The organism is Enterobacter cloacae complex sp. 302F9 (assembly GCF_050030335.1).
In the GTDB taxonomy this organism is placed as follows: Bacteria; Pseudomonadota; Gammaproteobacteria; order Enterobacterales; family Enterobacteriaceae; genus Enterobacter; species Enterobacter hormaechei_C.
This window is the reverse complement of record NZ_JBLGUC010000001.1, coordinates 3385137-3403625: the sequence shown is the minus strand read 5'-3', so window position 1 is coordinate 3403625 and position 18489 is coordinate 3385137. Positions and strand designations below refer to the sequence as shown.

Below are 18489 nucleotides of genomic sequence, written 5' to 3'. Positions count from 1 at the left end.
GCCGCGCATGCGGCCTTTGCTTTATGTCGTTTCCTGCTTCAGTTTTTCCACGCAGTAATCGAGATGCATTTGCAGATCCTTCATGGACATCTGCGAGCTGGTGACATAGTTAACCAGAGCAGTCAGCTCAGCCATCGGACCATCAACGTTAAAACCATCCTCACCAAGCTGGCGCAGCAAAGTCATCAGGTGAGAATCTTCAACAAGGGAGCGGACGCCTCCCGGCGTGTGTATTCGTTCGGCAAATCCTTTTTCCAGCGGGTGATGATACTGACGTTGCATCTGATAATCTCCATGCATTCACTGTATATATGTGGGTCTTCCCCGATCATGGTGGGAAGGCTCAGAACGCCATATTCAGCTTTCCGTAGTGGAACATCACCCCCAGTTTAAAGCGCTCCCGGTTTCGGTATCCCCTGGCTTTTATCCTCAGCAGCCTGATCTTGCTGTTAAGTGCCTCCGCATTTCCGTTTGAGACACTGTGTCGCATCGCATTCAGGATCCCGTACAGCCTTTTTCCTATCGTTTTCGCGGCATTTTTCATCATGGGAACGTCACTGTTAGCCGCCAGCGCCAACCATCTCTGCCAGTCACTCCGTCTTTCCTCGCTCCATGGCCTGTTCCAGATATCCTTTGCCAGCTCTTTCAGCGCCCAGCACTGGCTCGTCAGCTTCATCTGTGCACGCAGCCACATCAGCTTTTCCTGCCGGGATTCGGTCATCCACTTATCGCTGTACTGCCACAGGAAGCGGGTTCCTTTTGCCTGGTGTCGGCTTTCAACAGGGAGGTGCGGATGTTCATTCTGACGGGTTTTATCAACTACCTCGCCCAGTTGCTTCGCCACATGGAAGCGGTCAAAGGCGATTTTCTCAACCGCACTGGGTAAGTGGATACGCGCTGCTCTTATATAGCCCGCGTTCATGTCCATTGAGAGCGTTTTGATAGCCAGCAACTGCCCATCAGTGAGCGTGCGAAGATAGCCGGCAAGACTCTCTGTGCCGCGATCATCCGTTAAGGCCAGCGCCCGACCATCGCGATCGGAGATCACCGTTATGTAACGATGTCCTTTTTTAAAGGCGACCTCATCCACATTCATATGACGGGCGGATAATGGCTTTTTTATCCGGGCAAGACCTCGCTTAACTGCCCGGGTCATAATGCCGTCAACCGCATTCCAACTGAGCTTAAGTTGCTTCCTGACAGCATCAACGGTGCTGATTTTCAGCCATGAGAGAACGAACGATTCGAATAGCAACGTATACCGGCTTCCGGGGCCAGCCCACGGAACAGGCAACGTCAGGCAGCCATGCTCCGGACACATAATTCGTGGAACATCGGCTTCAACAATAGTGGTGAACTGGCAGGTATCAAGATGGCGCCATTTACGATGACGGTGATCGTGAACAGAACAGGATTTACCGCAGGTCGGACAGGCTAGCCGGGTGTTTTCAGCGATCTCAATAGTGACAGTAACAGAACCGGCATTTTCATCGAGAGAAAGGGACTTTACCTGCCACGGATCGGACAGGTTGAGAATATGAGCGTAGAGGGACTTTTCATCCATGGCGGTGACCTCTGGCGATTAAATACACCATTATCATGCCTTCAGCCACCACAACAAGGGAAGACCCATATATGTACAGTAGCAAAAGTCCTTAAGACTATCCAGCACGAATTGCTATTTACCCAAAAGGTAATAACTTTCCTGATTGTTATTCATTCAATTCATATAAGGTTTGCCAGGTAATAAACTGTCCTGATGATGCACGCGCGCCGGGCGCTGCTTTACAGGAGACAGGCCATGACGGTATCAACCGTAGTTGACCATAACGATTACACCGGGAACGGCGTTACGACATCCTTCCCGTACACCTTCCGCATCTTCAAGAAAACGGATCTGGCCGTTTCGGTTGTCGACCTTGACGAAAACATCACAGTTCTGGTGCTGGACACGGACTACACGGTGACGAATGCCGGTGGTTACAACGGTGGTAACGTGGTTCTCACCACGCCGCTGGCGAATGGCTGGCAGATCTCTATTGCCCGTGAGCTGGAGCCAACACAGGAAACCGACCTGCGCAACCAGGGGAAGTTCTTCGCTGAGGTGCATGAAGATGCATTCGATAAACTGACGATGCTGATCCAGCAGGCATATAGCGCATATCGTCTGGCCCTGCGCAAACCGTCAAGCATCGCCAACTGGTATGACGCGCTGAACAACTACATCCGCAATCTGCGCGACCCGCGAGACCCGCAGGATGCGGCAACCAAAAACTACGTCGATACGCTTGCCAGTAGCAATCTGAGCCGCACGCTTCGTACTCCTGAAAACATTCCATCACTTCCTGGAGCCGCAACCAGGGCGAACAAAATCGTTGCCTTCGATAACGCCGGGGATCCAATTGTAACGTTGCCTCCATCTGGTTCTGCATCAGATGTCCTTATTGAACTGGCAAAGCCTACGGGTACAAACCTGATTGGCTATGGCAGCGACATCCTGACGAACTCGGTCAGCAGGACACTAAAGTCATTTGGCGCCGTTGGTGATGGTGCAGCTAACGATACTGCCGCTCTTTTGCTGGCTGATGCCTGGAGCGTGGCTACTGGTAAAAATGTAATCGTAACATCTGGTGTTTATAAAATTCTCAATGCTGCTATAGGCGGGAGATATCTAGGCGATGAAGGCTCAATTTTTTATGGTGAAATAGACTCGCTTGACAATGTCGTCATTGCAAAGTCTGGCCTGGAAATGACAAATATTGAGGTCAAGAAAAAGCAAACAGCATGGGCTCTAAATGGTAATTATGGAAACTGTATCAGAATTGGTAATTACGAACAGCCCGCTGATGGCTCAACACCAGTAAGTGGGGTAAAACTTGATAGCGTTGTAATGTCAGCAGTACAAACACCATTTACCAATCAAGGGATGGAAATTCTTGGTGACGTATGGGATGTGACTCTTACCAACTGCAAAGCGATTGGTCCTATTGGTGCTGCTATTATTGCGCACTGGGGTGGTGATGTCGGCGCAAATGGTGATAGCGCCAATGTAACGTATTCATTTCATCCGCATGGTCTCAGATTTAATAATTTCAGATGTGAAAAAGACCCTTCAGGACTTTTCCCAACTACCGGGATGATACTTTCTGCCTGCTATGACGTTATTGGTGATATCTATGGAACGTCCATGGATAGACTTCTTGATATCACCCCAGGTGATGTTTTTAACGAGGTTGCTGTAAGTAGAGATAAAGATAAACCATGTACAGGTATTTACATGGATGCATATGCAGATTCACCAAACCCTACAAATACAGGAATTTCTTGTATTAGGGTTTCAGGAAATCCGCAAAACACCCGAACAAACCAAGTTAAGTATTATGGAAATGACTACAATGCAAAATTCGATGTAACTGTTAATTGCACTATTAAAGCTTCTGATGTGGTTTTCTCTCTAGCATTAATTCAAGTGCAATATTGTTCAAATGTTACTCTTCATGGGACGATAATCGGCGGTGGTAGATCCTCTGTTTGGCCTTTGCAGACTGACTACAATAGGAACTGTAATATTGAGGTCTCATGTCCTACAGCAGTAAAGGCATTTCATCGAGATCGAGGTTCGCAGAAAACAGCATTTACTTTAGACGTAAATAGAGATCGTTCGTATGGGTACTCATCTGATGACTATGGCATTTTGGCTCAATCATTCATATCTGGTAATTTTACTACTGACAGTTCTTCTGCCGTTGGGTCAACATCTATCAACGTCAGGGGGGGCTCGGCGGAAGCTGTTGTGATGTGTGGATCTATAGTCAGAAATGCTGGAGGTGGAGCGATAGGGCGCCTTATAAAAACAACACGAATACCCTCAGGGTCATCAAATATAACTGTATTACAAACTACTCCATTAACATCATCTTTAGGAGTGGGTCTAGGTGTATTCTTCAGTTTAGAAGAAGAAGAGACGACATTTAATGGTTCCGTTTCTGGTTTTATGAGGTCTATACAGTTAGTTAATGCCAGAGGTCTTGGTTTTCGTGATATGAATTTAGCCAACTCACAGCGTTGTCATGTATATTTATCAGGAGATTGTAGGAATATTTCATTTGATGGGTGCAGGTTTACAGGGGCAAATATGGCTAATGATGGTGTTGAACCATATGATGCCACCTGCTCAAATTCTGATATTCTTAGATCTATAACGTTTAGGGCTTGTAAGTTTGAAGTTTCACCCATTACTATCGTTACGGCTGGGGTTTACTTCCCTACGACAAATAACTCAGGTTGCTCCGTATCAGGATCGGACTTTGGTGTGTTTTCTACAGCCGGAATGAGTGTGGCTACTAGTGCAGTAGCATCAGCTTATAACATGTTTAGAAACTATGATAACTATGCATCATCAGGAACGACGCTAAGCACAGGAGTGCCGGCAGGAACATACATTGGAACAAGATTTGTAGGGGAGGATTCTGCAATACCAACCTCTGGGAATTGGAAAAGGGGAGATATAATAAGGTCTACCCTCCCTGTCGCATCAGGCACGGAGGGGTGGATATGTGTTTCTACAGGAACTCCAGGCACATGGAAGACATTAGGAAATATTGGTGCCTAAGTAGGCAAGCCCCGTTATGCGGGGCTTACTTTATAAGAATTTGACAATAGACGTCTTGCAAAACTAATGCATGGCTTTTCTATAAATTTATTCATCAACCATGAAATTATAAGCGTTGTGAGTAAAATGACTGGAACCTTTACCCCCCATCCTTCCATTGTCCATTGACTTGGGAAAAACTCCATAAACAATCTTATTACCATCCAATGACAAAGGTATATTGAGTATGAGATATCCCCAAGAAATGATAACGCCCTGATCTCCTTAACAAACCCAAATCCAAACATAAGAGCCGATAGGAATGTAATTAAAGCCAGAATGAACCTCTCGGCCTCACTTACCTTTATATTCAGTATTAAATAAATGCATGCAATAAATATTAGAGTCGATATAATAGTGGCAGGGAAGCTGTTTTTGATGTTATTTATTTTGCTAACTATCATTGATAGCAATACTCCAACACCGAACTCGCTATATATATTGCAACCTAGAACCCTGATTATACCATACGCAAAATGACCACTTTCAACATTCGCAGTAGTATAAGCACTGAAACTTATGGAGCCATTAAAATATAATTGCAGTGCCGATGGGATAGTAATCAACAAAAGTATGCATATAATTCCACGGTATTTATGACTAATTGCACAAGCAACCATAAATATTGCGTAAAAAACAATCTCAAATGTAAGCGTCCAGGCCGGCCCTATCATATTAAACCCGAAACCTGGCGCACCTTGTGCATAGTCATTATGAATAAAGAATACTGCCTTAATTACCTTATAAAAAGGCTGCTCCTGAAAAGCAAATATTGATGTTATAAACCAAACAACGATAAATAAAGGCCAGATTCTGAATGCTCTCTTCGTTAAATATACTCTCGGAGTTGCTTCAACCTCCTTATGGGTTGCAAAGTATATGATGAAACCACTTATAATAAAGAAGATGTCGACACCAATTCCACCGTTTAGAACGAATGGCTTCAAAAAATCAGGGAGAATGGTTCTTATGTGCAAGAACACAACAAGAAGTGCAGCAATGCCACGCAAATACTGTATCGAGTATATTTTTCCCACTTTCATTCCTATTTTATTTATCTTTTCAATTGCCACTCATGATGTAGCTGGGACATTAAATCACCTTTAAGGTAATTTTGGTAGGAGTAATCTGAGGTTTTTTAATCCACATATGGTTTATTGTGTATGATGAACTCACCAACTAAGGGGGTTCTTATGCACATTAAACGGTGGTCACTATGTCGCACACGTTAACCACGGAAACGCTGAATCAGGGGCTTAGCCTGAGCGCGCTTATGTCTGTGGTCGCGGGTGTGCCGCCTGAGGTTGCTTTAGGGGCGCTTGCTGGTGCGGTAATTTTTGTTACCTCGGCAGTGGAGTATCCCATAAAGCGACGGTTACTTCTGGCGTTCCTCAGCTTCTTCTGCGGACTTCTCTTCTACAAAGCGACAGCATCCATTCTTATCGGTATTGCCAGCATGATCCCCACGATTACACAGGACTCCTTTGAAAAGGGGATTGTGTTTTCTGCGGGGGCATTCGTGTCGGCTATCGTCGCTGTCCGCATTGGCATTTGGCTGTATCACCGTTCTGAAAATCCGCGCGACCTGATCCCGGGGAGAAAAGACGATGACCAGTCCTGAACTGCTTCTCATCCTGAACGCCGCTATCTGCGGCGGCATTGCAATCCGAGTCCTGCTGTTCCGCCGTGACGGTTCACGCCATCGCTGGTGGGGTGGATGGCTCGCCTATCTGCTGATCGTCGTGGCCGCCAGCGTGCCTATCCGGACTTTCTACGGGTACTACGTCAGCGCCGACTGGTCAGAAGTCATCATCAAAGCCGTGTTCCTGGCTGCGCTCATCAAGACAAAAGGGAACGTGGTACAAATTTTCAAGATAACGAGGTCCCAGCATGGACATTAAACAATTCCAGCGTGCAGCTGGTATCAGTGAGGTGCTGGCCGCTCGCTGGTTCCCGCATATTACTATAGCCATGAAAGAGTTTGGCATCGAGCATCCTCTGCACCAGGCGATGTTTATCGCGCAGGTGGGGCATGAGTCTGGCGGATTCGCCCGGCTGCAGGAGAACTTCAACTACAGCGTTACCGGGCTGGCGGGATTCGTCCGCACCGGGCGACTCACCCAGGGACAGGCCAACGCTCTGGGCCGCCGTGCTGGTGAACCGTCGTTACCACTGGAGCGCCAGCGTGCGATCGCCAATCTGGTGTACAGCAAACGCATGGGGAACAACGGGCCGACCGACGGCTGGTTCTACCGCGGTCGCGGGCTTATCCAGATCACTGGTCTGAACAACTACCGGGACTGCGGCAACGGCCTGAAGGTGGATCTGGTGCAGAAGCCGGAATTGCTGGCGCAGGACGAATACGCGGCCCGCAGCGCGGCGTGGTTCTTCGCCACCAAAGGCTGCATGAAGTACACCGGCGACCTGGTGCGCGTCACGCAGATCATCAATGGCGGGCAGAACGGCATCGATGACCGGCGCGCGCGGTACATCACTGCCAGTAAGGTGCTGGCGGTATGATCTGGGCATTCATCAAAGCGTACTGGAAACAGTTGCTTATCGTGGCGATGCTTGCTGCTCTGGTGGTCGGCGGCAGGGTTGCCTGGAATGAACACGGTGACCGCCAGTACGATGCCGGGTATGCGCAGGCCAAGGCAGACCAGAAAGAGGCCGACGCAAAATTGCGTTTGCTGAAAGAACAGGAGAAAGCGACCAATGAACGTGAAGCGCAGCAGAGGATCGACCAGGCGCGCAATGATGCTCTTGATGCTTCCGCTCGCGCTGGCCGGTTGCAGCAACAGCTCGTTGCCATCCGGGAGCAGCTCAGGCAGTATAACGCCACTGTCGGCGCTGGGACGTCAGCCGCAGACACCGGAGTTTTGCTTGCCGACGTGCTCAGCAAATCTCTCGAGCGAAACCGACAACTGGCGGAGTACGCTGACCGGGCCGCAGAAGCCGGACGAGTCTGTGAAAAGCAGTACGATTCGCTGACCCGGTGACTTGCCATTTTTCAGGGTACTGATTTCCGGTGACGGTATATAAAACGGTACGGTGGAGATTGGTTTTCAAAAACTTATTACCAGTCAATTGGTTATGCGTGCCGTAAACAATCGAGTGGGAGTAAGCCCATAACCTTTCCTGCGAAGTTATAAGCAGGTAAGACTGATAAAACCCTCTGATTACAGAGGGTTTTTCTTTTTGGCCGATATCCGGCCCGGCGGTGAACTACTGGCTCATCTGCCGCGATTCACGGCAGCCGATACTGCGTCGCCATGCGCCGGGTGCCTGACCATACTGACGCTTAAAGCTGCGGTTGAAGGACTGCTGAGAGTCAAAGCCCAGCGCGATCGCCACGTTCAGAATCGGTTCATCGCTGTGGGCCAGGCGCTCAACCGATTTTTGCAGCTTTTGCGCGCGAATATATTCGGCGAGAGGGGAGCCGGTATGTTCTTTGAAAAGCCGCTGGAGGTGCCATTTCGAATAGCCGGCTCGCCTGGAGACGGTTTCAATGTCCAGACGGCTATCGAGGTTGTTGTCGATCCAGTCGAGTAAATCGTGAATGAATGCACCCGTGTTCATTTTGCTTCCCCCTACGCCACGCATTAAAAAGCATCTTTGTTTGTTGCACTTAAAGGTGACCCGTTTTTACATTAATTGCAAGTTTTATTGTTGCATTTAAATCCCTTCTCAAAACGCGTGATTTATCTTCGCCGCAAATAGCACATAAAGTGCAACAATTATTCTTGCACTTAATTAAGCGCCTTCCTACAATCGCCGCGATAGTGTATTCGCAACTGTTACAGTTTTGTGGCGATGAACGACACAAATGGCCTTCAGCCAGCTACCGGACAAAGGAAGTGGCGCGGCGCCTCCCGCTGCGTCTTGCCCGGCAGCTACAATAACCGGAATAAAAATAATGAGCCTGCAAAAAACCTGGGGTAACTTTCATCTGAGCGCGATGGGGGTGGTTTTACTCTCCGCGCTTCTCGTCGGGTGCGATGACAGCGTCGCGCAAAATGCCGCGCCGCAAGCGCCCGTTGTCAGCGCTGCTGACGTGGTGGTGAAATCCATTAGCCAGTGGGACAGCTTTAACGGTCGCATTGAAGCGGTGGAAAGCGTTCAGCTGCGTCCGCGCGTCTCCGGCTACATTGAGAAAGTGAATTACACCGACGGCCAGGAGGTGAAAAAGGGCGAGGTGCTGTTCACGATTGATGACCGAACCTATCGCGCCGCGCTGGAACAGGCGCAGGCGAACCTGGCGAGGGCCAAAACGCAGGCCAGTCTGGCGCGAAGCGAGGCTAACCGTACCGATAAATTAGTCAATACCAACGTGGTGTCCCGCGAAGAGTGGGAGCAGCGCCGTTCCGCCGCTACCCAGGCGCAGGCCGATATTCGCGCCGCGCAGGCGGCGGTAGATGCTGCGCAACTTAACCTCGACTTCACCAAAGTGACCGCGCCTATCGACGGTCGCGCCAGCCGGGCGCTGATCACCAGCGGTAACCTGGTGACGGCGGGCGACAGCGCCAGCGTGCTCACCACCCTGGTCTCGCAGAAAACGGTTTATGTCTACTTCGACGTGGACGAGTCAACCTACCTTCACTATCAGAACCTGGCCCGCAGCGGGCAGCGGGTGTCCGGCGATCATGCGGCGCTGCCGGTGGAGATTGGCCTGACGGGCGAGGAGGGCTATCCCCATCAGGGCAAAGTGGATTTCCTGGATAACCAGCTCACGCCGGGTACCGGAACGATCCGCATGCGCGCGCTGCTGGATAACTCACAGCGTCAGTTCACGCCTGGACTCTTTGCCCGCGTGCGTCTGCCGGGCAGTGCGGAATTTAAAGCCACGCTTGTTGACGATAAGGCGGTGCTGACCGATCAGGATCGTAAATATGTCTATATCGTGGATAAAGACGGGAAAGCGCAGCGCCGCGACATTACGCCCGGGCGTCTGGCCGACGGTTTACGTATCGTACAGCAGGGGCTGAATCCCGGGGATAAAGTCATCGTCGATGGTTTACAAAAAGTGTTTATGCCGGGTATGCCGGTTAACGCGAAAACCGTTGCCATGACCGCCAGCGCCGCCCTCAACTGATCCCTTACCTGAGAATCCAATCCATGGACTTTTCCCGTTTTTTCATCGACAGGCCGATTTTTGCCGCCGTACTGTCGATTCTGATTTTTATCACAGGATTAATCGCCATCCCGCTGCTGCCGGTGAGCGAATACCCTGACGTCGTGCCGCCAAGCGTGCAGGTGCGCGCCGAGTACCCGGGCGCCAACCCGAAAGTGATTGCCGAGACCGTGGCAACCCCGCTGGAAGAGGCGATCAACGGCGTTGAGAACATGATGTACATGAAATCCGTCGCGGGTTCCGACGGCGTGCTGGTGACTACCGTCACCTTCCGTCCGGGCACCGACCCGGATCAGGCGCAGGTTCAGGTGCAAAACCGCGTCGCGCAGGCCGAAGCGCGTCTGCCGGAAGACGTGCGGCGTCTGGGCATCACGACTCAGAAACAGTCGCCAACGCTGACGCTGGTGGTGCATCTGTTTTCGCCTGGCGGTAAGTACGATTCACTGTATATGCGTAACTACGCCACGCTGAAGGTGAAGGACGAGCTGGCGCGTCTGCCCGGTGTGGGGCAGATTCAGATTTTCGGCTCGGGTGAATACGCGATGCGCGTCTGGCTGGACCCGAACAAGGTCGCGGCCCGCGGGCTGACCGCTTCGGACGTGGTCACGGCGATGCAGGAGCAGAACGTGCAGGTGTCCGCCGGGCAGCTTGGCGCCGAGCCGCTGCCGAAAGAGAGCGATTTCCTGATCTCCATTAACGCCCAGGGCCGCCTGCATACCGAAGACGAGTTCGGCAACATTGTCCTGAAAACCACGCAGGATGGTACGGTCGTCCGACTGCGCGACGTGGCGCGTGTCGAGATGGGGTCCGGCAGCTACGCGCTGCGCTCCCAGTTGAACAATAAAGACGCGGTCGGGATTGGTATCTTCCAGTCGCCGGGGGCAAACGCCATCGATCTGTCTAACGCGGTACGCGCCAAAATGGACGAACTGTCCACACGATTCCCGGACGATATGAAATGGGCGGCGCCTTACGACCCGACGGTGTTTGTACGCGACTCGATCCGCGCTGTGGTGCAAACGCTGCTGGAAGCGGTGGTGCTGGTCGTGCTGGTGGTGATCCTGTTCCTGCAAACCTGGCGCGCGTCGATAATCCCGCTGATTGCGGTGCCGGTATCGGTAGTGGGCACGTTCAGTATTCTCTACCTGCTGGGCTTTTCGCTGAATACCCTGAGCCTGTTCGGGCTGGTGCTGGCGATTGGTATCGTGGTGGACGATGCCATCGTGGTGGTGGAAAACGTCGAACGAAATATCGAAGAGGGGCTCGCCCCACTTGCGGCAGCGCATCAGGCGATGCGTGAAGTGTCCGGACCGATTATTGCCATTGCGCTGGTGCTGTGTGCGGTATTCGTTCCGATGGCGTTCCTCTCCGGCGTGACCGGTCAGTTCTACAAGCAGTTTGCGGTAACGATAGCCATTTCCACGGTGATTTCCGCGATCAACTCGCTGACGCTCTCGCCAGCGCTGGCCGCGCTGCTGTTGAAGCCGCATGGCGCCCCGAAAGATTTCCCGACCCGGCTTATCGATCGTCTGTTCGGCTGGATTTTCCGTCCGTTTAACCGCTTTTTCCACCGCAGCTCGACTGGCTATCAGGGGCTGGTGGGCAAAACGCTCGGCCGACGCGGGGCAGTGTTCGTGGTTTATTTGCTGCTGCTTTGCGCTGCGGGCGTGATGTTTAAAGCCGTTCCCGGCGGGTTTATTCCGACGCAGGATAAGCTGTACCTGATCGGCGGCGTGAAAATGCCGGAAGGCTCGTCGCTGGCGCGCACCGATGCGGTGATCCGCAAAATGAGCGAAATCGGGATGAATACCGAAGGCGTGGATTATGCGGTCGCGTTTCCTGGCCTGAATGCGCTCCAGTTCACCAATACGCCGAACACCGGGACGGTCTTCTTTGGCCTGAAGCCGTTCGACCAGCGTAAACATACTGCGGCGGAAATAAACGCGGAGATCAACGCGAAAATCGCGCAAATCCAGCAGGGCTTTGGCTTCTCGATTCTGCCGCCGCCGATTTTAGGTCTGGGCCAGGGATCGGGCTATTCGCTGTACATTCAGGATCGTGCTGGTCTGGGCTATGGCGCGCTGCAAAACGCGGTGAACACCATGTCCGGGGCGATTATGCAGACGCCGGGGATGCATTTCCCTATCTCAACCTACCAGGCAAACGTTCCGCAGCTGGATGTACAGGTTGACCGTGATAAGGCGAAAGCGCAGGGCGTGTCGCTCACCGATCTCTTCGGGACGCTGCAAACCTATCTGGGCTCGTCTTATGTGAATGACTTCAACCAGTTCGGTCGCACCTGGCGCGTAATGGCACAGGCCGACGGGCAGTTCCGCGACAGCGTGGAAGATATCGCGAATTTACGCACCCGTAATAGCCAGGGTGAAATGGTGCCGATTGGCAGTATGGTGAAAATCACGACCACCTACGGTCCGGACCCGGTGATCCGCTACAACGGCTACCCGGCGGCGGATCTGATTGGCGATGCCGACCCGCGCGTGCTCTCTTCCGCGCAGGCGATGACGCAACTGGACGGTATGTCTAAGCAGATCCTGCCGAACGGGATGAATATTGAATGGACGGACCTGAGCTTCCAGCAGGCCACCCAGGGCAACACGGCGCTGATCGTCTTCCCGGTCGCGGTGCTGCTGGCGTTCCTGGTGCTGGCGGCGCTGTATGAAAGCTGGACGCTGCCGCTGGCGGTGATCCTCATCGTGCCGATGACGATGCTCTCCGCGCTGTTCGGCGTCTGGCTGACCGGGGGCGATAACAACGTCTTCGTGCAGGTAGGGCTGGTGGTACTGATGGGGCTGGCCTGTAAAAACGCGATTCTTATCGTGGAGTTTGCCCGCGAGCTGGAAATTCAGGGCAAAGGCATTATGGAGGCCGCGCTGGAAGCGTGCCGCCTGCGTCTACGCCCGATTGTAATGACCTCTATCGCCTTTATTGCCGGGACCATTCCACTGATCCTTGGTCACGGGGCAGGGGCAGAAGTGCGCGGCGTCACCGGGATCACCGTGTTCGCCGGGATGCTGGGTGTGACGCTGTTTGGTCTGTTCCTGACGCCGGTCTTTTACGTGACGCTGCGTAAGTTCGTGACGCGCGGTAAAGCGGAAAGAGAGGTGTTGCCTGCGTAGGACGTAGCAGATAGCAAAAAGCCGCCTTCACAATGAAGGCGGCTTTTTTTTCGCAGTCTGTCAGGATTAGGGCGCTTTTTTATGCTGTGTGCAGAGTTCCGGCACCGGATCGCACCCGCTGGTATCGGCTTTTTTCACCTCTTCCAGCGCGCTGGCGACGGTATGGCGCGCTAAAACCGCTAACGAAGCCTGCTCCGCTTCATCAGCGATTGATTTGAAGTACCAGCAGGCGTTGGCGCTGACCACGCAGCGGGCCGGGACGTCAGGACGGGACGCCCACAGCTTTTTATCTTCAGTGACGGAAAGGTAGATATCACGCAGGGTAATCTCTTCCGCCGGGCGGCCAAGGTGAATAGAGCCGTTGCGGCCAAGCGTGGAGACGATAATGCCGTCGCGGGCGAGAGGAACCATTAATTTGCGGATAAAGCTCGGATTCGCTTCCAGGCCGTAAGCCAGGATTGCACTCGTCGAACGTTCACCCGATTGCTCCGCCATCGCTACGCTGAGAACCATCTGCAAAGCTGTCGGGAAGCGGTAATCTAACATTTTTCTGTCCTGGGTTGCGGTGAATCTTGTTCTTTTTGGCACCGCAGAGGTGAATAATCAGTAAGTAACAATATAACAAATACGGTAATTTTATTGAAGCAATCTGCGGCATACGTGAAGTAACGCTGCGCTGACACATGTCAGGACGTGTAGCGCCGCGTTTACGTTCATGCGAACGCCGGATTCGGGAAATCAACGGTCACCATAAGACCGCCTTCGGCTGACGTACTCAGATTGACCCTGCCGTTGTGTTGCTGCGTAACGGCTTTAACGATAGCAAGCCCCAGTCCACTCCCGCTTTGGGTCTGATTAGGATCGCGGAAAAATCTGTCGAACACGCGCTCCCGCAATTCAACCGGAATGCCGGGACCCGCGTCTAAGACGCGCAGCTGAGCGGACTTGTCACGCGATTGCAGTTGTACCTCAATGCGTCCACCCTCAGGGCTGTACTTCACGGCATTCTCAATTAAATTGTCGATCAGCGATACCAGACGTTCCCGAATGCCTGTGATATGGATTTCATCATCGGCGATGAATTCAAACTCAATTCTGCGCCCGGACGCCAGCGGTTCCAGGGCAGCCATTCGCTCCTGAATAAGCGTCGTCAGCGGCACAGGCGACATCACCGTGCTGATGTGCGCTTCGCTGTGCATCATCAGCAGAAGCTGATTGACGAGACGCGCAGCACGGCTATTGCTGCGAACAATGCCCGCAAGCAGCTCCTGCTGGCTTTCGCTGATGACCCAGGACTGCAACGCCTCGACGTTGATCCGCATCGCGGCCAGAGGCGTACGCAGTTCGTGTGCGGCATCGGCAATAAACATTCTTTCCCTTTCGGCGCTTTCCCGCACCCTGGCCAGAAAGTCATTAATCGCGTCGACCGTCTGGCGAAGCTCCCTGTGTCTGGGGACGGCTTTTAAAGGCGAGAGATCGTCCGGCGTGCGCAATGAAATTTCATTCACCACCTTGTTCCAGGGGCGCATCGCGATGCGGATGGACAGCCACGCGGGGAACAGAAGAAAAGGGATGCATATCATCAGCGGCATGACGTAGTAGCCGCGCGAGTTCAGATAGATAAAGAAATTCCAGCTACCGGCAGGGGTAAAAAGGGTGACTTCCACGTCGGAGTGCGCGGATTTGAGGGTACGGCTCGTCCATGTATGGTCCTCACTCTGGACATGCTGCATGACCCCCAGACGGCTATTTTTTACCCCCGTCGGCGCACCATCCGAAGAAAAAATAATCTCGTTATTCTTGCGAACAATGAGGTTGATGGACAGCTCCGGATCTTCGCCGCCGCCATAGCCCTCCCGCAGAGCCTTGCTGAACGCTGCCAGCACAGCATCACGCGCCTGCGGACGATCGTCCATACTCTCCACCAGGGAAAAAACGGTTTCATAAGTCTCACTGCCCGTCAGTATGGGAGGGCTACGCAGGTCTTCCAGCAAAATGAAGGTTAAAAAGAGACACCAGAGCAACGTAAGCAGCAGCATCTGGGCGACCAGCATTCGCCTGACCAGCGTGGGAAGCCGGAGGTGGTGCCAAAAATTACGCATCAACCTGCCGCCTTCTGAACGGGTACGGTATCGATGACATACCCAACGCCTCTTACCGTTCGCACAAAGCCATCGCCAATTTTTCGCCGCAGGTTACCCATATGCACGTCAAGCGCGTTGCTGAGGTTTTCTTTCGTGCCAAATATCCTTTCTTCCAGATACCGTCGCGTAAGCACGCGATCGGCGCGTAGCAGTAACGTTTCAAGCAGCGCATATTCGCTTGCCGTCAGCTCAACGTGGCGTGCGCTCACCGTTACGCGACGCGTCGGAATATGAAGCGACAAACCGCGAATTTCTATTGCCTCATTTTCAAAACCGTAACTGCGCCGCGCAAGGGCTCTCACGCGCGCCAGCAGTTCGGCGAGAACAAAAGGTTTGACCAGATAATCGTCTGCACCTGCATCCAGCCCGCACAGGCGGTCCTGTAGCGTGCCTCGCGCCGTCAGGATGATGACGGGGACGCCCTTAAGCTGTTGACGCAGGCGCGTCATCAGGCTCATGCCATCGCCATCGGGCAGCCCCAGGTCGAGCAAAATAAGTTCCGGCACGCAGATCCCAAGCTGATGCAGCGCATCCTCTTTGCGGCGTACCCATATGACATCAAATCCTTGATCTGCAAGGGCGATACGCACGCCATTGCCGAGATCCAGGTCGTCTTCAATTAGTAGAATTTTCACATTGGTAACTGTATCAACAGTGCATGAAGAACAACTGAAGAAAAAACGGTAACAGGAATTCTACAGGGTTTACAGAACCTTCACGTGCTTCAGCATTTCTTCATTTACGGCTCATAAGAACCTTAGGGTAAGTATTCAGAATGAGCGCTCTGGCGTTTAACACCGCTTGTATCGCAATCATCTGAATCCAAAGGGCTTCTTTAATGAGAAACATCACACTGCGTAATAGTTTCCCCCGTTCACGCATCGGTCGCAGCATGAAAAGCATCTTGCCGGGGGCCGTCCTGGCGTTACTGGCTACCCCGACCCTGGCGGCAGATCAGCCTCAGGGCAACGTGTTAACCCTAGGAGGCGGCGTGGATGTTGCGCCACGCTATTCCGGTTCGGACAAGAGCCGGGTCTCTGCGGCTCAGGTGGTTGATTACGCGATGGCCAATGGTTTTTTTGTCAGCACCACGCGGGGGATCGGCTACGGCAACAGCTTTGGTAACCTGGACTACAACGCAGCGCTGAGCTATCGCGCTGGACGTAAGGATCGCGACGTAAGCAGCGATTCGATCGCCTCCGGCAGCGACGACCTGCGAGGAATGGGTGACATTAAAGGTTCAGCTATCGTTGTGCCAGGGCTGGGATACAGGGTGACTGACTGGCTGACCGTGCAGTTGCAGGCAGAGGTCCCGGTTTCTGAGAGAGACAATGGTGAAGCTGTGCATTTCGGCATTGCCAGCCCGCTCTATACATCTCCGAAAAATGTGTTAACGCTGGCGCTGACCGGTAGCTGGGGATCCAGTAAGTATGTGCAAACCTACTACGGGGTGAATGCCGCCCAGTCGGCCGCATCGGGTTTTGCCCGACACGATGCCGGATCGGGAATATATGCGTATTCGCTGAACCTGGACTGGACCCATAAGCTTACCTCCCGCTGGAGCCTGCTTGCCGCAGCTGGCGTTACGCAGCTGACGGGAGAGGCTGGCGATAGCCCCATTGTTCAGCGAAAAACGTCTCCTGTGGGAAGTTTGAAGGTGACGTACAGCTTCTGATGGTTCAGCGAGGGGGAAGGCGCGTTTGTGACAAAACCGCACATAACCCCGTTGCAGGAGCCGGAAGTGCATAAAGCCCGCAGGATGGCGTGGCCCGAAGTCGGACCGTTCATCATGCGGGCTTTTTTATCACTGTTGACCCGATAACGCCTGTTCAATCGTACGGGTAATGACGTCCGGCTGGCTGACCATCGATACATGGCTTGCCGCTACCTCCGTGGTGTTGGCGTTGATTTTCTTCGCCATTGCGCGCTCTAGCTCAGGATTGATCATCCGGTCATTTTTGCTGACCACATACCAGCTCGGTTTGTCATGCCAGGCGGCATGCGCGATTTTCTCCCCAAACGCATCGGCCTTAATGGGGCCCTGCGTCGCGGCAATCACGCTGCGCTCAACGTCCTTTACGTCAGGGGCAAAATTCTCGCTGACCGCTTTTGTCGGCAGATATAAATACCCCTCTGTGGTTTTAGCGAGGCTGGCGCTCCCTGGCGGAGCAGGGAAGCTATTTGCCAGAGCTGCCGTCGACTGGCCGGAATCCGGCGCAAAAGCGGCAACGTAAACCAGTGACTTCACGCGGGCATTGTTTCCCGCCTCGCTGATTACCGTCCCGCCCCAGGAGTGACCGACCAGCACCACATCCCCATGAGCCCGGGCGATAGCACGCTGCGTGGCGGCGACATCATCTTTCAGAGACGTGAGCGGAAGTTGTACCGCAATGACCTCGGTATGGTGTTTTTGCAGCCGGGTAATCACCTTATTCCAGCTGCTGCCGTCGGCAAACGCCCCGTGCACCAGCACCACGCTGGCTTTCGTCTCTGCCAGCGCGCTGGTGGAAACCGCCAGCACCATCGCTGTTAATACAGACAATGCTTTCATAACAGGCTCCTTAAAAGTGATGAACCGCGGCGTGTGGCGGCACGGTGAATTCAACGGTTTTATGGTCGATGGGTTTATGCGTCGGGTCGGCAACGACGATCGTCACCTTGTGCTTTCCTGCGGGCAGCCCGACCAGGATCACCGGCTCGCCGCTGGTATCAGCCCAGTGCCAGGGGGCGTCATCCACCACAACGTGAATATGGCCGATACGCGGAGTGACTTTCAGCGCGTCGGGTCCAAATACAGGTTCAATGCGCAGGTTTTCGACACGGTACTGAATAAAGACCGCACCTTTACTTAGCGGTCCCGCCAGCGGCGGATCGACAATCAGTTTTGCTGGCGGCTGGGGGTGTTCAGGCGGGGCGACGGCGGCTGGACCGTTGACATCAGCGGCGCTCAGGCCATCCAACGGTGCGGCCATTGCGCCAGCAAAGGACGTCAGCGCAAATACAGGAAGCAGGAAATATCGACGAATCATCTGTGTCTCTCCTCATCAGTTTATTATGGCGAGGGAGACAGAAGACCATTTTTATGTATCGGGGATGTTTGCTTTTGCGGGCGTTTTGTACCGGTTTGTCAGCGTAGCGCTCGGGATACAGTGCGATACAGTTTGTCTTCCGGGAGCGAACACGCTTTAGCGCTCGGGCGAATCCACCACAAGACCTGATTGCTGCGACTGAATTTTGTCCTGATGGTGATACCAGGCTCCAATGGAGGAATAAACAAAGCGGCCAAAGAAAAACAGGAAACTGATAAGCAGTATGATGCGGGTCATCCGGGTGTTAAATCGATGTCGTTTTCGCATACGCGTAGCCTGACTCACTTTCTTTTCCTGAGTATACCCTTTTGGGCGATACGGCTATTAAGGCACAGCC

At 53.0% G+C, this 18489-nt stretch carries 18 protein-coding genes; 8 read left to right on the top strand and 10 right to left on the bottom strand.

The window, feature by feature from the left end:
* Positions 1–21: 21 nt before the first annotated feature.
* Together ACQG0T_RS16390 and ACQG0T_RS16385 are read right to left on the bottom strand one after the other, a co-directional pair.
* Positions 22–282, bottom strand: coding sequence for a hypothetical protein (locus ACQG0T_RS16390; protein WP_032671830.1), 261 nt, complete (start codon positions 280–282; stop codon positions 22–24).
* A 61-nt stretch (positions 283–343) separates the two neighbouring features.
* On the bottom strand, positions 344–1564 hold the full coding sequence (locus tag ACQG0T_RS16385; RefSeq protein WP_000343760.1) for an ISL3-like element ISKox3 family transposase: 1221 nt from the start codon (positions 1562–1564) through the stop codon (positions 344–346).
* Positions 1565–1801: 237 nt separating this feature from the next.
* On the opposite strand from ACQG0T_RS16385, the gene ACQG0T_RS16380 reads away from it, so the two are divergent.
* Complete coding sequence (locus tag ACQG0T_RS16380) at positions 1802–4612, top strand: hypothetical protein (protein ID WP_426723826.1); 2811 nt, start codon at positions 1802–1804, stop codon at positions 4610–4612.
* Between the two features lie 14 nt (positions 4613–4626).
* On the opposite strand, the gene ACQG0T_RS16375 is transcribed toward ACQG0T_RS16380, so the two are convergent.
* Positions 4627–5724: an acyltransferase family protein gene (locus tag ACQG0T_RS16375; RefSeq protein WP_426723825.1), complete on the bottom strand. Its 1098-nt coding sequence runs from the start codon at positions 5722–5724 to the stop codon at positions 4627–4629.
* 143 nt (positions 5725–5867) lie between these two features.
* On the opposite strand from ACQG0T_RS16375, the gene ACQG0T_RS16370 reads away from it, so the two are divergent.
* The 4 genes from ACQG0T_RS16370 to ACQG0T_RS16355 are packed head-to-tail and all read left to right on the top strand — an operon-like array spanning position 5868 to position 7650.
* The gene (locus ACQG0T_RS16370) at positions 5868–6272 is read left to right on the top strand and encodes a putative holin (protein ID WP_058670544.1); all 405 of its coding nucleotides are present in this window, start codon (positions 5868–5870) and stop codon (positions 6270–6272) included.
* Complete coding sequence (locus tag ACQG0T_RS16365; RefSeq protein ID WP_024203029.1) at positions 6259–6552, top strand: phage holin family protein; 294 nt, start codon at positions 6259–6261, stop codon at positions 6550–6552. Before ACQG0T_RS16370 ends, ACQG0T_RS16365 begins: the two co-directional genes overlap by 14 nt.
* The gene (locus ACQG0T_RS16360; RefSeq protein ID WP_221693934.1) at positions 6542–7171 is read left to right on the top strand and encodes a glycoside hydrolase family 19 protein; all 630 of its coding nucleotides are present in this window, start codon (positions 6542–6544) and stop codon (positions 7169–7171) included. Before ACQG0T_RS16365 ends, ACQG0T_RS16360 begins: the two co-directional genes overlap by 11 nt.
* Positions 7168–7650 carry a DUF2514 domain-containing protein gene (locus ACQG0T_RS16355; protein WP_221693933.1) on the top strand — a complete coding sequence of 161 codons (483 nt, stop codon included), beginning with the start codon at positions 7168–7170 and terminating at the stop codon, positions 7648–7650. The genes ACQG0T_RS16360 and ACQG0T_RS16355 overlap by 4 nt, the downstream gene beginning before the upstream one ends.
* A gap of 226 nt (positions 7651–7876) precedes the next feature.
* Here ACQG0T_RS16355 and ACQG0T_RS16350 read toward each other — a convergent pair whose 3' ends face one another.
* Positions 7877–8230: a helix-turn-helix domain-containing protein gene (locus tag ACQG0T_RS16350; protein WP_015572178.1), complete on the bottom strand. Its 354-nt coding sequence runs from the start codon at positions 8228–8230 to the stop codon at positions 7877–7879.
* A 337-nt stretch (positions 8231–8567) separates the two neighbouring features.
* On the opposite strand from ACQG0T_RS16350, the gene ACQG0T_RS16345 reads away from it, so the two are divergent.
* Both ACQG0T_RS16345 and oqxB read left to right on the top strand, forming a co-directional pair.
* On the top strand, positions 8568–9743 hold the full coding sequence (locus ACQG0T_RS16345; RefSeq protein ID WP_023295135.1) for an efflux RND transporter periplasmic adaptor subunit: 1176 nt from the start codon (positions 8568–8570) through the stop codon (positions 9741–9743).
* Positions 9744–9766: 23 nt separating this feature from the next.
* Positions 9767–12919 carry a multidrug efflux RND transporter permease subunit OqxB gene (gene oqxB, locus ACQG0T_RS16340; protein ID WP_017692935.1) on the top strand — a complete coding sequence of 1051 codons (3153 nt, stop codon included), beginning with the start codon at positions 9767–9769 and terminating at the stop codon, positions 12917–12919.
* Positions 12920–12985: 66 nt separating this feature from the next.
* On the opposite strand, the gene ACQG0T_RS16335 is transcribed toward oqxB, so the two are convergent.
* The 3 genes from ACQG0T_RS16335 to ACQG0T_RS16325 all read right to left on the bottom strand — a co-directional run bounded on the left by ACQG0T_RS16335 (position 12986) and on the right by ACQG0T_RS16325 (position 15698).
* Positions 12986–13465, bottom strand: coding sequence for an RrF2 family transcriptional regulator (locus tag ACQG0T_RS16335; protein ID WP_003860591.1), 480 nt, complete (start codon positions 13463–13465; stop codon positions 12986–12988).
* A gap of 167 nt (positions 13466–13632) precedes the next feature.
* Positions 13633–15021, bottom strand: a complete 1389-nt coding sequence (locus tag ACQG0T_RS16330) for a sensor histidine kinase (RefSeq protein WP_032102794.1) — start codon at positions 15019–15021, stop codon at positions 13633–13635.
* Positions 15021–15698 carry a response regulator gene (locus ACQG0T_RS16325; RefSeq protein ID WP_032102792.1) on the bottom strand — a complete coding sequence of 226 codons (678 nt, stop codon included), beginning with the start codon at positions 15696–15698 and terminating at the stop codon, positions 15021–15023. The genes ACQG0T_RS16330 and ACQG0T_RS16325 overlap by 1 nt, the downstream gene beginning before the upstream one ends.
* A gap of 203 nt (positions 15699–15901) precedes the next feature.
* On the opposite strand from ACQG0T_RS16325, the gene ACQG0T_RS16320 reads away from it, so the two are divergent.
* Positions 15902–16738 (top strand): MipA/OmpV family protein, encoded by an 837-nt coding sequence (locus tag ACQG0T_RS16320; protein WP_032102791.1) that lies wholly within the window; start codon positions 15902–15904, stop codon positions 16736–16738.
* Positions 16739–16867: 129 nt separating this feature from the next.
* On the opposite strand, the gene ACQG0T_RS16315 is transcribed toward ACQG0T_RS16320, so the two are convergent.
* The 3 genes from ACQG0T_RS16315 to ACQG0T_RS16305 form a co-directional block, all read right to left on the bottom strand.
* Positions 16868–17614, bottom strand: a complete 747-nt coding sequence (locus ACQG0T_RS16315; protein ID WP_032102789.1) for an alpha/beta fold hydrolase — start codon at positions 17612–17614, stop codon at positions 16868–16870.
* 10 nt (positions 17615–17624) lie between these two features.
* Positions 17625–18092: a DUF6130 family protein gene (locus ACQG0T_RS16310; RefSeq protein WP_015572184.1), complete on the bottom strand. Its 468-nt coding sequence runs from the start codon at positions 18090–18092 to the stop codon at positions 17625–17627.
* Positions 18093–18248: 156 nt separating this feature from the next.
* Positions 18249–18419, bottom strand: a complete 171-nt coding sequence (locus ACQG0T_RS16305; protein ID WP_017383512.1) for a YfgG family protein — start codon at positions 18417–18419, stop codon at positions 18249–18251.
* Positions 18420–18489 lie beyond the last annotated feature (70 nt).

Bases quoted from the DNA above. Each gene is read 5' to 3' on its own strand.
- ACQG0T_RS16390 (WP_032671830.1), bottom strand. From the start codon at position 282: ATGCAACGTCAGTATCATCACCCGCTGGAAAAAGGATTTGCCGAACGA.
- ACQG0T_RS16385 (WP_000343760.1), bottom strand. From the start codon at position 1,564: ATGGATGAAAAGTCCCTCTACGCTCATATTCTCAACCTGTCCGATCCG.
- ACQG0T_RS16380 (WP_426723826.1), top strand. From the start codon at position 1,802: ATGACGGTATCAACCGTAGTTGACCATAACGATTACACCGGGAACGGC.
- ACQG0T_RS16370 (WP_058670544.1), top strand. From the start codon at position 5,868: ATGTCGCACACGTTAACCACGGAAACGCTGAATCAGGGGCTTAGCCTG.
- ACQG0T_RS16365 (WP_024203029.1), top strand. From the start codon at position 6,259: ATGACCAGTCCTGAACTGCTTCTCATCCTGAACGCCGCTATCTGCGGC.
- ACQG0T_RS16360 (WP_221693934.1), top strand. From the start codon at position 6,542: ATGGACATTAAACAATTCCAGCGTGCAGCTGGTATCAGTGAGGTGCTG.
- ACQG0T_RS16355 (WP_221693933.1), top strand. From the start codon at position 7,168: ATGATCTGGGCATTCATCAAAGCGTACTGGAAACAGTTGCTTATCGTG.
- ACQG0T_RS16350 (WP_015572178.1), bottom strand. From the start codon at position 8,230: ATGAACACGGGTGCATTCATTCACGATTTACTCGACTGGATCGACAAC.
- ACQG0T_RS16345 (WP_023295135.1), top strand. From the start codon at position 8,568: ATGAGCCTGCAAAAAACCTGGGGTAACTTTCATCTGAGCGCGATGGGG.
- oqxB (WP_017692935.1), top strand. From the start codon at position 9,767: ATGGACTTTTCCCGTTTTTTCATCGACAGGCCGATTTTTGCCGCCGTA.
- ACQG0T_RS16335 (WP_003860591.1), bottom strand. From the start codon at position 13,465: ATGTTAGATTACCGCTTCCCGACAGCTTTGCAGATGGTTCTCAGCGTA.
- ACQG0T_RS16330 (WP_032102794.1), bottom strand. From the start codon at position 15,021: ATGCGTAATTTTTGGCACCACCTCCGGCTTCCCACGCTGGTCAGGCGA.
- ACQG0T_RS16320 (WP_032102791.1), top strand. From the start codon at position 15,902: ATGAGAAACATCACACTGCGTAATAGTTTCCCCCGTTCACGCATCGGT.
- ACQG0T_RS16315 (WP_032102789.1), bottom strand. From the start codon at position 17,614: ATGAAAGCATTGTCTGTATTAACAGCGATGGTGCTGGCGGTTTCCACC.
- ACQG0T_RS16310 (WP_015572184.1), bottom strand. From the start codon at position 18,092: ATGATTCGTCGATATTTCCTGCTTCCTGTATTTGCGCTGACGTCCTTT.
- ACQG0T_RS16305 (WP_017383512.1), bottom strand. From the start codon at position 18,419: ATGCGAAAACGACATCGATTTAACACCCGGATGACCCGCATCATACTG.